Genomic DNA, 15969 nt, shown 5'->3' on the forward strand with positions numbered 1-15969 from the left:
CATTTCTTATCTTAATTTCCTTAATAAATATCGTTCTGCATTAAGTAGCCCTCTATCAATTAATTTTCCGAATGATGTTCTATCAAACCAAGCTTCATATTTCCAAAGTTTACTTCCTATATATTGAACTACACCAGCTGTTTTAGTGATAAAGGAACCTGAAATATACGCACTAAATCCACCTATAATAAAAGCTTTAATTGCCTTCTTATTAGGTGCTCTATTTAACATGGTAAAACCTCTTAGCGCCATTTTTCTTGCTATAATCGCTGAAAGTCCACCACCACCTACTAACAGGGCAAAATTAGTTAATGTATTTTCACGAAAATCTGCAAAAATAACTTTTATAAGGTATTTTAATAAAGGTTTCAAACGATTTGCAATTGCAAATTCTCCATCGGGATCGACATTCATCACTGGGTTATTATTTGCATAGTTATAACCATTCAATGTAATTGGATTCATCGTATCTCCACGGACCGGGTCAAAGGATAAGAATACACCGCTATCAGGATTATAGTAACGTGCGATTAAATAATATAGTTTAGTAGCCTCATCAAAACGATACCCTGCATAACGATATGGGTTGATGGAATCAATATGTTTTACTGTACCGCTTTGCGTTAAAATATTACCCCACGCATCGTATGTGTAAGATGCTATAAGCTTGCCGCTCTCATCTGTCATCCCTAGTACATCACCACGATAGTTTGTAAGGTAATGATAAGACACGCCTTCGTAAATCATTGTTAGTGGATGCCCATTGTCATCATAAACGTAACTTTTTATTGCGTAAGAGGTTTTATCCTTTTCATAAAGAACGCGATTGCTATCTCCATCATAAGCATAGTAAATAGGTCCATTACTATCTTTACTATAGATTCTTCTTCCTTTTTCATCGTAGCCATATTCGGCAACAATAGTGCCAGTATTATTTTTTACTTTTGTTAGCTGATCAAATGCATTCCATTCATACGTATACGTTCCATCACTTGTTAAGTTTCCATCTGGATCGTACAAGTATTGCTGATTGTTTACATACGATAATTGATTTGCATCATTAAATTGGTACGTTGTAGATTCTGTTTTCCCTGCATTTTTCACGCTTTTTGTAATACGATTACCAACCTGGTCATACGTATAGTCCATTTGTGGACCACCAATATATGCTTCTTGCGTTAACTGATTCAAAGCGTCATAACTGTAATTTACTTTATTAATAATGCTTTTAATATTGTTGTTTGCATCATACTCATATGTGAACTTATTCCATTCAGATAAACTATCTAGCGATAATGTCTCTTCTTGTAAACGACCAGATTGATAAACTTTTGATAGTTTGGTGCCGTTTGTGAAATTAGTATCTTTTAATTGTCCAGTCACATCGTCATAAGTAAAAGTTGCAAGTGGATTGTCGTTTAACTTTATCTGCTTAGTATTATAAGCATCGTCTGGTTTATATTCTAATGTATTATATCGTTTAAACCCTGGGAATGACAGTTTTGATAAATATTCATCACCTAAATATTCGTAGCTAATATCACCGTCAATATCCCCTTTATCAATCGATTTTAATAATCCATTATCATAGTAGCTAATCCGTTTTAAAGTAGATTCATTTTCTCCATAAATTAGCTGATCGTCCCCATCCTTTGTATAACGCCACACTACTTTTCCATTAACAACAACCGTTGAGCTTGGGGCTTCTTGGTCAATTTTATATTCAATACGATCGTTCTTAGCTGTTTGAAGTAATGTCAGCTCACCATTTTCATCATATTGATAAGAAGTTGCATTATTATTGGGATTTACTTCTTTCTTAATTTGATTTTTTCCATTAAATTCAAATGTTGTGGTAAAACCTTTTGCATTCGTTATCTTATTTAAATTGCCATTTCCATCATATTCATAGGCAGTTTTCTGCTGATTTGCATCGGTTACGGTTTCTAGTTCATTTTTCAAATTATATTGATACTTTGTTTCATTTAGTTTGCCGTCTTTAGATGATAAAATGTTGCCAGACAAATCCTGCACAGTAGTTGTCATGTTAGTAAATGCATCCGTATGGGTAATGACTTTTTGGGAATCCTTATAATTTGTTGCGTAATTTTCCCTAACCCCATCGGATGTCTCCATCCATTCTAAATCACCAAAGTTGTCGTATTTATAATTAGTCGTAGCAATACCTGAAGTAGATGGTATTTCTGACTTTGTTAAATTCCCTTTATTATACCAATACTTACTTACCTTATTTCCCGAATCCGTATGCGTCTCAACATTTTGGAATGCAGTATACGTATACGATTGCTTATTGTTTTCAGCATCCGTTGTAGATTTTAGATTTCCGTAATCGTCATACGTATTGGTCTGCAAAACTTTAGAGACACCATCGATAGTCTCTGTTTCTTGCAATAGATTGTAGTTTTGATCGAGTTTATACGTTCTCTCCTCCCCAGAAGGAGAAATGATTTTTTCAACAACATAGTTATTATTTACGAAATATTTAGTAACACCTTGTTCAGGGTCTGTAATTGTTGCAACGCCCGTTGCTCGATCCAATGAATATTCTGTTTTCGGTTGATTTACAGTATCTTCAGTTGGTTCGTACACATATTTTAAATCTGCACCATTGTATTCGAATTTTGTTCGTTTTTCATTTGCATCAACAATTGTCGTTAGAAATTTATTCGTGTACATAAATTGTGTTGTAGTTTTTGAAATTTTGTTATTCTTGCGATCTTTCAACACATCTACATATAGTAAATAGTCATCGGCCGTATAGCGATACGTAATTTGTTGGTCGCCATATGTCATCGTGCTAATAAGGCCATTATCATAATAGGCCAACTGAAGTGTTTTATTCAAAACATCTTTACCTAAATCCGTTGCAATCTCTTTCAATTTATTACTACTATCATAAGAATAATTAATTTTATTATTATTACGATCTATTTGAGTCGTAATATAAGCAACTTTTACATCTGTATCAGTTGTGGACTCACGAACTTTAAAAATTGTTTGGTTGCCATATAAATCGTAAAGAGTAAATGTATCTTCTGTATTTTTCTTTATTTTGTCGTAATTCCCGAATTCACCTTTATACTGGTTTGTTGGTGTGTCATAAGTGAAAACATGAATTGTACCGTCGGCATCTTTATACTGTAGCTGATTACCTTGACTTCCTGTATTAATGAAAACCTTCTCATCACCAGTAAAGCTCCAGCCATAACCAAAAGCTGATTTTTCATAGTCCTTATTATTGTAAGTTCTTGTAAATGTTAAGCTAGCATCAGCACGCCCTAAAATAAACATATCTTCATATTGTAAAATATTATTATTCGTTGTTAGGTTTACATAATTTGTACCATTCACTAATGGTCTTGAATCATAATCCCAGTAATCCTCTAAACCTAGTCTTGCAGTTGTTTTATACGTAACTACTAGTTGAGGTTTGTATTTATTTAATGTTGATTGTTCACTACTAGCAAACTTTTTATAAATTTGTGTTGCTTCATTATCACCCTTTAATAGCAAACCATAGTTTGTAGACGGATTATTAATCCACCCTTGTACAACATTAAGTGGAACCTTCCAGTTAACCATTGCGTCTGCTATAGATGTTGGTGGTGTGCCAATATCCTTTACCGTACCAAGTTTATTACTTGAGAAATCTCCTCCTGCAGTTTTCCATGTTGTGTATGGAGTTGTTTTGGCATAGGTCCAAGAAGCTTGATTTTCTTCCCATGTGCTTGTTACATTGTGCAAATTAATGGCAATAGGAGAATTATTATTTGTCGATGAAAACCATAAATTTAAATCAGCAGATACGATTGTTGTACTTGAAGGTACAGCACTTAAATCAAATTTTAATAAGCTCCTAACCGTATTGCCCCCTACTGCAGTCCCTACACCTAGTTCAAAGTCATTTCCACCAGTTTGTGTAGGTGCAGCGCTACGGATTGTCGTATCTTCCATGTTTGCTGAAGTTTGTAGGCGAACAATCGCAGGATCAATCGTTATTGGGTATACACGATCCTCACTATTTAACCAATTAGCATCTGGTGCTAAGTAAACAAATAAATCTTGTCCAATTACTTCATAACTTAATGTTAATAAATATGATTTTGCTTCTTCAGGAACTGATTGTATTTCATCAACACTTTGGTATCCTTCAGGTTTATAGCTATCATACATGTACGGTGCTTCAATTAAATATAAAGGAGTATTTGTATTGGCATCCTTTAAATAAATGGTTTGGTTAACTTGTTCGACTGTTAACCCATCCACATTTACTTTATAAGTAAGCTTCTGCGGAAAACCACCCGTAGGCTTTTCACGATAAACAATATCTTCTTTTACACGATCAGAACCTACTGTGTAAATGACATCAGTATCCTCTAAAATATTCGGATATTTTATTGTATTGTCTTGTACAAGACCTTCTGTATTTCGAACTGGTTCTGTTATATTTGACTTCTTATGTTGGGCTGAAACTAGGCCAAAATCGATTTTACTCGTTTCATCAGTAATCGTGATGTTTTGTTGTGAAGAACTCGTAGCTTTATCAATCTCTATAGAGAAGTCATTCGCCTTATTCTTCACTGTTTGACCATTCTGTGTTTCAACTAAATCATTATCAATGTCTTCCCATTTACCTTGTTCATTCTGAAAGTGAATAGGCTCTTGTGCAATCTCTGCGGTATACGTCCCATCCATATTATCAAACGTTTTTGCATTCTCCGTTCGCAACTCAACTAATTCAGTTGGCTTTTTTTGTTCATGCTTATTTTCTTCTTTGTTGTTTTTTGCGTCTGCGTGTAGCGTAAAATTCCCAAATGGAATATACGCTATAAAGAGCGCAAGTACAACGCTACAACTTAACCATTTTTTCCAAAATTCCTTCACTTACATTTCTCTCCTAAAAAATTATATATTTTTGATATTCTGTCCATAAATATCAAGAATTTATTTTATCAATGATTAATACATAATAAAACGGTAATATATAGTTACAATTTTTTAGATTAATTATGGTTGTATTGCCTTATATGAGAAATTACAAATGTAATTAGAAATGCATACCTCAATTTCCAGTTGACCATGTTTTGGCTAAAAGGATAAATTAGCCATTAAATTTGATAAGAACGTGTTAATTGAAGCTAGAAAAGTGTGACTATGAACGCTAGTAAAAGTATGGTGTAATGAGCGGTTTTTTCTTTAACAAAAGGATACCTTGGCTTGTAAAACCCTAATTAATGAGTTTTCTAATCTTCCAAGGTTTTTACAGTTGATGGTGAATCTATTTTAGAATAGATTATTATATTTTTAGTGGCTTTCCAATAATATAAGAAATGAGGAGTTTTATATGAAAGCGACTTTAGTTGACAAGGCAAAGAGTATTTTAGAAGGAATTGAAATTGGATTTTTTGATACAGCTAAAAATTGGGATGAAGATAATTATGATGAGTATTATCAATACTTTTCACATCCGGATTTCGAAGTCAGGAAGTATTCTCTTCTAATCTTTACTGCTGGTTTGGGTAATTGGTTAATGGGCTCAAGCATTATTTTTCACCCAAATAAAAATCAAATATACAATTCGTCTAAAGACAGCATTTATAATGTTGAAGATTATATTAGAACGTTTATTGATTATAGAGAGGCGATTAAACATGAGTTTCCAATTTTATATAATGTAATAGTAAATTATTTAATCCAGTTAAATAATACAGAACAATTTAGTTTGATTGAAAAGCAATTGTACTTGGTTCTTAGAGAAGTGCTAACTGACTCAGGACTAGAAGTGCATCAATATAACTTTAATGACCTATTAAGAGAAGTTGGACTTCCTACTTTTTTTAAAGATTAAATGAGGGCTATTCTGAATTTGGCGCCAATCCATTTTAAAACGATTTTTCACCGTCTAGCCAATCGCCATGCACGTCACAACAAAAGAGCAATCCCGACTATTTTTGGGAATTGCCCTTTTTGGTATTGATGAATTTAATTTTCTACATCTACCATATGTGATGTGAAATTTTCGTTATGGATTCCTTCATGAACCGGTATGAAGATGCTTATTTGTTCGGTAGGTTCGACATCGTCATTAGCAACAGAGTGAACGACTCCTTTTGGAACTAGGAATGTGTCACCTTCTTTATAGGACTTCCATTCACCGTTTTGTAGGAGTTTTACTTTTCCTTTTGTAATATGAATCACTTCAGCCACGTCGTGATAATGGGGCAAGACGGCTCCACCCACCTCAATGCGTTCTCTTAAGACCGAGCTGACACTTACACCTAGTTCATCCGACTCTTTGGCACTTAGGAGCTCATGATGATGGACTTTGCGGTGCTCTGTAAATACATTCCACTTTAATTCATCACCAATTTTCACCTTCGTCTTTTTTTCGGTCATTCCAATCACTCCTTATATGATATTTTCATGTCCGTGCGATACTCGTTTAGTCGAAAATAACGGTACCTGTCCTTCCAAGGATTGCATCCTTTGCTTTCTCTAGCGAGGTGATTATCGACTTTCTGCCTTGCTTGCCTCTGACGAATGAAATAGCTGCCTGGACTTTAGGAAGCATACTTCCAGGCGCAAAATGCCCTTCTCTAATCAATTTTTCCGCCTCGTCAACAGATAAATGATCAAGGTTTTGCTGATTCGGCTTACCAAAGTTGATCGCGATTTTTTCAACAGCTGTCAAAATGAACAAAAAGTCTGCATTCAACTCATCAGCTAAGCATCTACTTGCCAAATCTTTGTCAATGACCGCTTCCACGCCGATTAAGGAATGATTGTTTGCCTCGACTACCGGAATACCTCCGCCACCAACAGCAATGACAATGCGTCCTGCATTCACCAAGTCTTGAATAATATCTTTTTCAACGATTTTAATAGGAACAGGCGATGGGATAACCCGGCGATAGCCGCGGCCGGAATCCTCAATATAAATGTCACCTGTTTCAGCCATTAATCTTTGTGCCTCTTCTTTTGAATAAAAGGTACCAATCTGTTTTGTAGGATTTTGAAAGGCGCGATCGTTCTTATCAACCACCACCTGACTGACAATCGTTGCGACTGATTTATTGATGGAGCGCTTTAACAGTTCTTCTTGAATTGCATTTTGCAAATGGTAGCCTATATACCCTTGGCTCATTGCCACACACTCAGCAAATGGCATGTTGGGAATGCTAGCATGTTCCTTCGAGCTTTTTTCAAATGCAAGATTGATAGAACCGACTTGCGGCCCGTTTCCATGGGCAATAACTACATCATGACCTTGTTCAATTAAATCGACAATCGGCTTTGCCGCATCGTATACTAATTGCTGTTGCTCCTGGGGCGTAGAACCAAGAGCGTTTCCTCCTAGAGCTATTAATATTCTACTCATTTACAGCGCCCTCTCCATAAACTTCATAGAAACGCAGGAAGCCTTTTTCGAAGCATTCCATAGGAGGATGGACAATGCCCGCGCCAATTTGCCCGATTCCAGCTACTTTGTGTGCTATACCTGTATTAATGACTGGTAGAATGTTTGTTTCAATTACTTTTCTAACATCAATTCCAAAGGCAGCTCCGCGAAAGTTTAAAGTTGGAATGGAATAATTGCTATTTTCACTTATCGTAATATCATACATTTGCTCGCTATATTGAATTGCGTCTTTTACCTCGCCTCCAACAAATTGAACAATCGCAGGGGAACCGCCCATCGCAAATCCGCCAATTCCCATCGTCTCTGTAATGGCACTATCTCCTAAATCCCGAGTTGCCTCCTCCTCAGAATACCCTGGGAAAAATAAACCTTTGATAAAGTTTGCAGGTGCTGTAAACCATTCCTTTTCACCTAGCCCACTAATGCCAATGCCAAATTCCACACCATTTCTGGCCATTGTCGTGACAACAGTGGAATATGGAACACCATGTCCTGCATCAAGTGCAGCTTTACATGCTGGCATCGACAGATTTAAGAAATAGTGTTCATTGTTTTGGATAAAACGCAAGACCTCCCGTAATGTGTCAGTCTCGATATCGATTTGCATAAAATAATCAGCAATTTCCCGGTAGAAAAGGCTTGTTGCCGCCTTATTGCGATTATGGCATTCATCCCCCATATGAAGAGCTTGAGCAGTAATGGATTTCAAATCAATTCCACCTGTTAGCACAAGAGCCTTTTTCAATGCAGGGGCAAAAACATCGCGCAGCCACTTTAGCCGATCAATTACTTCGCTGGAAAAAGCACCAAAACGTAATACCTTGCCTAGACCTTCATTAATCGAACAATATGCTCTGTTTCCATGTCTTCTGTTTTCAATGACATGCACTGGCATGGATGGCGAGACGATGCCCGCCATTGGCCCAACTGTTGAATGCTCATTGCATGAGCCAAATTCAATTTCTCCTGCATTAATTAATGCTCTCGCTTCTTCCTCGTTCGCTGCCATTCCTTCGAAAATGAGCGCTCCGATAATTGCACCTTGCATTGGACCAGCCATGTTTTCCCAGGCGATGGGAGGTCCAGAGTGCAGTATTTTTTTGCTGTGCATACGTGGAATGACTTCGATAGCCCGCTCAATATCGATTAAGAAAGGATGAGCATCCTTAATGCGTTGAATGGCTTCCTGGTTTGCCTTTTCCACTTTTTCATTGTCCTGAAAGAAATCTAATGCTTTGAGTAGCTGAATATTGCCTCCTGCTGGGGGCTGCCAGTCAACTTGGATTGTTTCGATGCCCTGCAGGTCCAAATCTTCTTTAAATTTGGACGTTCCGATGTTCATCACTCGTAATGGCTGATTAAAAAGCTCATTTAGCGTACTCAATTTAATTGACCTCCTTTTGCACAAGCATTGCTGCAATTCTCGTTGCCATTTCATTGCTGTCAGCTACATAAGCACCAACAGATTGAAGTTTTTTTTGCTGCTGCTGATAATCTTGCTTATCTTTAGAAGTTCCGCAAATATAGGCAACGACCGGCAAGTACCTTCCTGCTTGTGCTGCCACATCCCTTGCTAATTTAATCGTATCTAGCGTCACACCTACTGGATCTTCATGAGCACCAAATCCCAATTCAAAGTCCAATAATATAACAGCGGTTTTTGGGTCTTTTGCTTCTTGAAGAATCCGTTCATTTCTAAGTGAGGGCTCTATCATCGGATGAGGTTTACCCTTTGTAAATTCGTCATCCCCCATATCCAGCAACGTATGGCCTACACTATAGGTAATATCGCTAAGCTTCTCTTCCACTTTCTTTGCTACATTGCTTTTGACAGTTTTTCCTGTAGATCGGATAATTGACAATGCTTCTGCCGTCAGCGTACCGCCGCAAAATAATCCGCGAATGTCCTGTTGGGAATCATCTAATTTTGCTTTTTCTGCAGTGATCCATCTTTGAACACCATCCGTAATTTCCGTTTCAATTACTGCTTGTGGATCAAGCAATTTAACAGACTTGCGGGCAGCATCAATTAATGTTGGTGAAAAAGTTGCTCCTGCTGCCTCTACTGCTTTTGCATCTCCATCCAGGAAGCAGACCACTATTGGTTTTTTACATTTTTTCACTGCTGCAAGAATTTTGTCCTGAACACTTGGGGCAGGCGGCTTGGAAATTAATGTGATGACCTTCGTCTTCTCATCGTTCTCCAATGCTTTAAGCCCTTGAAGCATCATAATACCGCCGATTGATTCATGGAGATCGCGACCACCTGTGCCAATCGCTTGTGTAATGCCAAACCCGAGGCGGTCGATTTGCACTGTCACTTCTTGTAGACCAGTACCGGAGGCTGCGACTAGACCAATACCTCCTTCACTTACTTTATTGGCAAAGCAAAGTCCGCTGCGATTAATAATTGCTGTCCCGCAATCTGGTCCCATGACGAATAACCCATTGTCTCTACCTGTTTCCTTCAACACTTTTTCATCTTCGATACTAACATTGTCACTGAACAGCATGACGTGCATGCCTTTCTTTAAGGCTTGATTCGCTTCGCGTGCAGCATATTTCCCAGGAACAGAGATAATTGCCATATTAGCTCCCGGCATTAGATTCAATGCTGAATTTATAGTTTTCGCTGTATGATTATTTTCTTTCCCTTTCTTTTCCTTCTTAGCTGTTAATTCCATATAGATGAGCTCCATCACTTCCTCTGCACGCTTATCTGTATCTGTAATCAAGGCAATAATCAAATCATTTGCCGTTGCTACTTTTGCCTCATCTGTCAGCAGTCCAATGTTTTCCAGCAATTCTTTGTTCATTTGGGTCGCCATCGAGATAACTGCTTGTTCGACACCTTCGATACTACTCATTTTGCTGGACAGTGACATTAGCGTTACCGAGTCATGATAGGCGTTCCTTTCTATCAATACTTTAGATGCCATTATGTATTTCCTCCTTATGGTCTATAAGCTGTTGATATGCCACGCTGACACCAGTCAACATATCCGTCCCAGAGGTAGATCCAATTTTTAATACTCGCTGTAAATGAGGAATTGGATCACTATCCATGTTGTTCAATACATCAAGCAAGGCTTCATTAAGCTGCCCCTCCAAGCATTGCTTTAACATAAAATAGCTAACAGTGGTTGTTCTTCCTTTCAACTTCTGTAGCCACTCGGCGCTACAGCTTTCAACTTTCTTGTAAAGAGGGGCTTCAAAATACTTCCAAGTTGCCAGCAACCCTGTTAGAAAATCATCGCCTGCTGGCGTCAGCCCGATCCCAAGACCGGCAAACTTTAAAAAAAACGTATCGAGCTTATCTGCCTTTATTTCCTGATTTAGCTGATTTAACCCCTCCAGGAAAGAGGAAAAGTAGAAATCCTTCCGTGTGGCAGTAGGAACTTCCCAATCTGGATAAGTAAAACTTTTCCATGCCGGAAAAATCCCTTCCGTTGCTCCGTTGTTTAGAATGAAATGGTTCAATAGCGACAAGTGGTAACAAGTTGGCTCTTGCTTAGCTTGGCAGCCCGCCTTAATACCTCTGTTCCAAACCGCCGCATTTGAAAAGTCCCATTGCCAATCGCTAATTTTCAAAAGATTATAATCTACTAAATAAATTTCTTTAGTCGACTTTAAAGTTGAACACATCTCAGAAAAAAGGTCATTTTCTAAGGTTTTCATCATTCCTGGTGATTGAATCACCTCATTTTTTGCCAATGAAAATAGCAAAGTGCCGTCATTGGTTATGAAATTGACCACCTTATCGAAAATACTGTGGATTGCTCCGATTTGTTCGCCAATCGGTTGGTGGCGTAACCATTCAAGCAGACGGCCGTCCATTTGATTGATTTTACTTGTATAAGTTCTAACCATTGATATCACCAAATTTTCAAGATTGACAATTTCAGCAAACGACCGAGAATTGCTCTCCCTATATACAACAATAGGTAGATATTTTCGGACTTCTTACTTATCATCATGGGGCAGAATGAGTTTGAGAGGTATATAGGGGCATGCTATGGACATGGGAATAGAGCATGCCCTCAATAGAAAATTTCATGGATTTTTCTGGTGGAAAGTTGCTTTCCTTATTTACCTAGTGAAGCAAGCAGATTCTGAGAAGTTGCTGTCCACCCAAAGATACCGCCTTGCTGGTTGATCATGTGAATGGAATCTTCATGGTCTTTTGGATCAAATGCCGCTGAGCAATCTTCGAGCAGCAAGCATTCAAATCCACGGTCATTCGCTTCACGAATTGTTGTTTGAACACAGACATGCGTCGTTACGCCAGCGACAAGCAAATGTGTAATGCCTTTATTTTTCAAAATCACTTCAAGGTCTGTTTGATAGAAAGCGCCTTTCCCAGGCTTGTCAATAACAATCTCGCCTTCAAGAGGCTTTAGCTCGTCCACAATATCATGGCCATATTCACCTCGGATAAGAATTCTTCCCATTGGGCCTTCATCACCGATACCTGCACCTTGCTTGCTGCCGCGTTTCAGTTTGCTTGGCGGACAATCCGATAGATCTAGGCGATGCCCTTCACGGGTATAAATCACCATCAAACCTTTTTCACGTGCAGCTTCCAGAACTGTCTGAGTGGTAGGAATGATGGAGCGTGTTAGCGTAATATCATTTCCCAGTTTCTCGCCAAAGCCGCCAGGTGCACAAAAGTCACGCTGCATATCAATGATAATTAGAGCAGTTTTTTCTAACTCAAATTCAAAACTATAAGGTTTCGCATCTATTGTATATACTTTACTCATGTAAATCTCCCTCTCAAATGTAATTTAAAATAGATAAATCTTGGATATTACTCTTAATTTGTTTTTACAAAGATTCTTTTTGTTGAACTGAATAAAATACAGAAAAAACTATAGTCCATTATTTTGAGGTATACACAAACTTCCATACGTTAATAACTGATACTATTCTTTTAACCGGTTATACAATAAAGGAAGGAGGATTTAATGTCTTCTTTAGAAAAGATGAAGGACAGCGTTTACTAACTCTGCGCCAAGAAAGATTCCTATTACCCCGACAATTCCGATAAGAGGAGGCGCCGGAACCGGCAGCTTGATGAATTTGAATAATATGCCTACTAGTAAACCTCCAATTAAAGACAGAACGATCTGCAACATCTTACTTGCTCCTTTTTAAATGGGATGTATTTATCAAAAAACATAGCAACCAATCAAACACTTTTAATTTTTTTATGTACTCACCTTTCTCTTTTCTTTAAGAGCTTTGAAAAGAGAATCCATTAGTACACCTCCTAAAAATATACCTACCATTCCAAATATTCCAACTAACGGAGGGGCAGGTAACGGCAACTTAACTAATGAAAATAAAATGCCTACAATCAAACCACCTGCTAAAGACAAAAGATAGTCACGCATTTTAAACACTCCTTGTATCCCAAAGTGTAAACAGAAACCTATTACTTGAATCTTGTTTCTATGGCGGCTGTATATTGATTACCTCCATCCTTTAATACCTAAATAATAGCACTTGAAAGCGGTTTAATCATTGTAAGAAGTTGATATTTATTTCACTTTTAATTGGCAACTTCCTACAAAGCGGAACGTCTTTTTTACAAAAAAAAGACATTGTCATGTAGACAATGTCTAAAGTGAAGTCAGTTGGGAGTTCCCCCACCCTTACCCTTTTTTCAGTTGCAAGTATTGATGCAATTGGTAAGCCAATGCGATTTCTGTTAATTCAAATCCATCCTCCCCGTCTATTCCAAGTTCTTTCAGCTTATTTATCCGATAGCGCATCGTATTATAATGAACAAACATATCCTCTGATGTTTTTTGCACATTTGTATTGTTTTTAATGTAGTACCTGAGGGTTTCTATAAGGTTAGTATTCTTCCTTTTGTCATATTCGAACACTTTCCCTAATTTCTCCGTTACGAAATCTTCTAGTATGAAAAGATTCTCAACGTAATGAAAAAGGCGGAACAAACCGATATCACCATAAAAATGAACATAGGATTGTTTTTGTAAGTTTTCTTTATACACTTGAAATACTAATGTTGAATTGTCATAATACTCTTTAATCTGGTTAAAACGGTGCACTGTATCGGAAATGCTGACCCCAAGATTACCGTACTTCTCAAACTGTGAAAGAATCACATCCCCAAGATTTTGGAGTTTTTGCCGAACATTATTTTCTGAAACGAGACTAATAAAACATACTAAAGAGTCATTAATATAAAGAACCTTGCAATTTTCTATAGGAACATCGACAATTTTTGAAGCAGACCTTTCAATCAGACCTGAATCGAGCATTTTGTGGAATATTGCTAATTTCTTTTCGCTTTCTTTCTCATTTGTTTTGATGCTCACCAAGACAAATGGGAATTGCAAGTTCCATTTAAACACTTTCGCTTTTTCGATCATTTCGGTTTGAGAGGAATATTGATTATGAAAAATATCCCTGACAAAACTGCTTAAATGATTCCTTTCTTTTTGAAGCAATGTTTGCTCTGTTTGAAATAAAAAAGCAATTATAAAGGATGCCTGTTCGATGGCAATAATCATGTCCTCTGTCAGATTTTTTTCTTTATCCAACAAAACGACTAAAAAGCCATACTCGTTGCCTCCAGCGTAAATGCACTGAATAAAAATGTCATTTTTTCCATAAAAAGCATTACCCACTTGAACTGAAAATGTGCTCTTGCTCGAGCTCGAATTATATGGCTTGCGATGAATTGATATTTCGTGTTCTTTTTGTATAGACGACCCAACATAATCAAAATCATTGTTAAGAAGCAGAACAGGTGCGTTTACAAGACTAGCTATAGAATGAATGAACTTGTTTACGTCAGTGCCTTCCAATAATAACTCTAGCAATTGCTGATGCATCTTATTCCGGAATTCTAAAAGTGAGGTCTTTACGTCTAAAAACTTTGTTAGTACCTGATTGGCAAGTGTCGATAAGTTTGCATCATTAGGGAGTTTCAGCAATGGAATCCCAAGTTCATTTGCTTGTTTCACCATAATTTCTGGAATTTCAGCGACATATCTTCCTGGCTTAATGGCAATCCCTGCAAGATTCATTTCAGCCAATTTCGGAATCAATGTTTGAATAAGCGCGGGTTTATCCGCAACAGGATATAATGTGGTGAGCAGTAATCCGTTTTGATCGATATATGCGTAAATATCAGGAACTTCCATAAAATACACGTTTTCTACTCTCCGGCTCAAACCAGAATGGCCAGCCATCACTTCTACGTTTTCGAACCTCTCCATTTTCAATACATCACATATAGTAATAAACATAATATCACTCCAAACGAGGGAAGAATGTTCCCGTATTTTCGTTTTTTATGTCAAATGCTTTCGTGACAGTTTTATTATGGATGGTTGCGGTGATTGAATGAAAAATGAATTCACCGCCCAGAAAATTTCATTAATATATACCTTGTGAGAAACAAGATTTTTTTAATTATACCACGAATATGGAGACGGACCATGCTTCATCATTAATGGTGGTTAAGCTAGTTTTCTACTAAAAAATCTTTTTTAGCTGTTGTCATTTTTATATATAAAAAAACCAAGATGCCTATTAAATAAGCCCTCTTGGTCAATGCTGATTCTATTAATTAAATTCGGTTTCTAGTGCATTCACTAATTGCTCCCACTGTTTTACTACTGAACTCCATTCACCACAAAAAATGGCAGGTGATTATATTCTTTCATGAAGTTTGATTAGCAATGCCATTCTTTTGAGAGTACTAAACTGCCATCCACAGCCGCGGTGATGTCGACCTTTTATCAGGGAGCAAAGACTTCGCGATTATCGTCCCGCCATGCGCCTATGCAGCCAATTAGACAGACCGTGTAGCTTCTCATCACGCTACCGATTTCACTGTCCGCATATTCAATTACGAGATTTAAGCCCGGCTTGCGCCATGCCAAAATTCGACCGGAAAATCCAGGCCAGCTACATTCTTCATCCATTTCAGGTTGACCATATGCCTTTATCGAATGCTCTGGTGTTGAGCTCATCGTAATTCCCTTTGGAAGCTTTCCGGAAAACGGAGCTTTAATTCTATCATCCGACCCGGGCGCAAGAAAATGTATGGCACCAATGATCCATTCATCTTGATTTGTATAGTTGAGTCCAGTCAGATCATTTATTTTTGGTGGGCGATAAATATCAAAACGGATTGATGTTTTCACAGACCAGATAATATCGTCTTTAAAATAGCTGTTCGGTGATGGCATTCTTTTGACACCGAATGATTGCAGCAAAGCTTGAACATTCCTGGGATTATACGGTTGGCCAAGCATTTCAATGAGTAGTTCAGATGGTTCTTTCATGCGTATATCCACTCCTTTCGCTTCTTTCAAGGGATCCAACATGATGAAATCGTAGTGACCCCTTGAAAGAACTTTTTTCTAATATTACCGTTGTGCCGAGGTAAAACTATTGGCTCTGTAGTAATCCTTATATTCTACATTGCTTCCAATTTCCCCTTCTTCTACTATACTGCACCGTTAGCTGCCCATGTCACATAT

Annotated in this window: 12 protein-coding genes; 1 reads left to right on the forward strand and 11 read right to left on the reverse strand. The window is 37.6% G+C overall.

Going from position 1 to position 15969, the window contains the following annotated elements; translation table 11 throughout:
- Positions 1-6: 6 nt before the first annotated feature.
- Complete coding sequence (locus tag ACQKNX_RS06295; protein ID WP_427428090.1) at positions 7-4905, reverse strand: DNRLRE domain-containing protein; 4899 nt, start codon at positions 4903-4905, stop codon at positions 7-9.
- A 460-nt stretch (positions 4906-5365) separates the two neighbouring features.
- Here ACQKNX_RS06295 and ACQKNX_RS06300 point away from each other — a divergent pair, with 460 nt between their 5' ends.
- Positions 5366-5869: a hypothetical protein gene (locus ACQKNX_RS06300; RefSeq protein ID WP_427428091.1), complete on the forward strand. Its 504-nt coding sequence runs from the start codon at positions 5366-5368 to the stop codon at positions 5867-5869.
- A 134-nt stretch (positions 5870-6003) separates the two neighbouring features.
- Here ACQKNX_RS06300 and ACQKNX_RS06305 read toward each other — a convergent pair whose 3' ends face one another.
- From ACQKNX_RS06305 to ACQKNX_RS06350, 10 genes are all read right to left on the reverse strand, one after another.
- Positions 6004-6417 carry a cupin domain-containing protein gene (locus ACQKNX_RS06305; RefSeq protein WP_427428092.1) on the reverse strand — a complete coding sequence of 138 codons (414 nt, stop codon included), beginning with the start codon at positions 6415-6417 and terminating at the stop codon, positions 6004-6006.
- Between the two features lie 46 nt (positions 6418-6463).
- Positions 6464-7399, reverse strand: coding sequence for a carbamate kinase (gene arcC, locus ACQKNX_RS06310; RefSeq protein ID WP_427428093.1), 936 nt, complete (start codon positions 7397-7399; stop codon positions 6464-6466).
- The gene (locus ACQKNX_RS06315) at positions 7392-8825 is read right to left on the reverse strand and encodes a DUF1116 domain-containing protein (protein WP_427428094.1); all 1434 of its coding nucleotides are present in this window, start codon (positions 8823-8825) and stop codon (positions 7392-7394) included. Before ACQKNX_RS06315 ends, arcC begins: the two co-directional genes overlap by 8 nt.
- 1 nt (position 8826) lies before the next feature.
- Positions 8827-10380, reverse strand: coding sequence for an acyl-CoA synthetase FdrA (gene fdrA, locus ACQKNX_RS06320; protein WP_427428095.1), 1554 nt, complete (start codon positions 10378-10380; stop codon positions 8827-8829).
- Positions 10370-11311 carry a DUF2877 domain-containing protein gene (locus ACQKNX_RS06325; RefSeq protein WP_427428096.1) on the reverse strand — a complete coding sequence of 314 codons (942 nt, stop codon included), beginning with the start codon at positions 11309-11311 and terminating at the stop codon, positions 10370-10372. Before ACQKNX_RS06325 ends, fdrA begins: the two co-directional genes overlap by 11 nt.
- A gap of 215 nt (positions 11312-11526) precedes the next feature.
- A complete protein-coding gene (locus tag ACQKNX_RS06330; RefSeq protein WP_427428097.1) occupies positions 11527-12204 on the reverse strand; it encodes a cysteine hydrolase family protein in 678 nt (225 codons plus the stop codon).
- Positions 12205-12417: 213 nt separating this feature from the next.
- Positions 12418-12579: a XapX domain-containing protein gene (locus ACQKNX_RS06335; RefSeq protein ID WP_172771582.1), complete on the reverse strand. Its 162-nt coding sequence runs from the start codon at positions 12577-12579 to the stop codon at positions 12418-12420.
- A gap of 72 nt (positions 12580-12651) precedes the next feature.
- Complete coding sequence (locus ACQKNX_RS06340; protein WP_172771583.1) at positions 12652-12837, reverse strand: XapX domain-containing protein; 186 nt, start codon at positions 12835-12837, stop codon at positions 12652-12654.
- Positions 12838-13098: 261 nt separating this feature from the next.
- Complete coding sequence (locus tag ACQKNX_RS06345) at positions 13099-14727, reverse strand: PucR family transcriptional regulator (RefSeq protein ID WP_427428098.1); 1629 nt, start codon at positions 14725-14727, stop codon at positions 13099-13101.
- Positions 14728-15222: 495 nt separating this feature from the next.
- A complete protein-coding gene (locus ACQKNX_RS06350; protein WP_427428099.1) occupies positions 15223-15771 on the reverse strand; it encodes a hypothetical protein in 549 nt (182 codons plus the stop codon).
- Positions 15772-15969 lie beyond the last annotated feature (198 nt).

The sequence above is a fragment of the Lysinibacillus sp. NPDC093712 genome, from assembly GCF_050280025.1.
Lineage (GTDB): Bacteria > Bacillota > Bacilli > Bacillales_A > Planococcaceae > Lysinibacillus.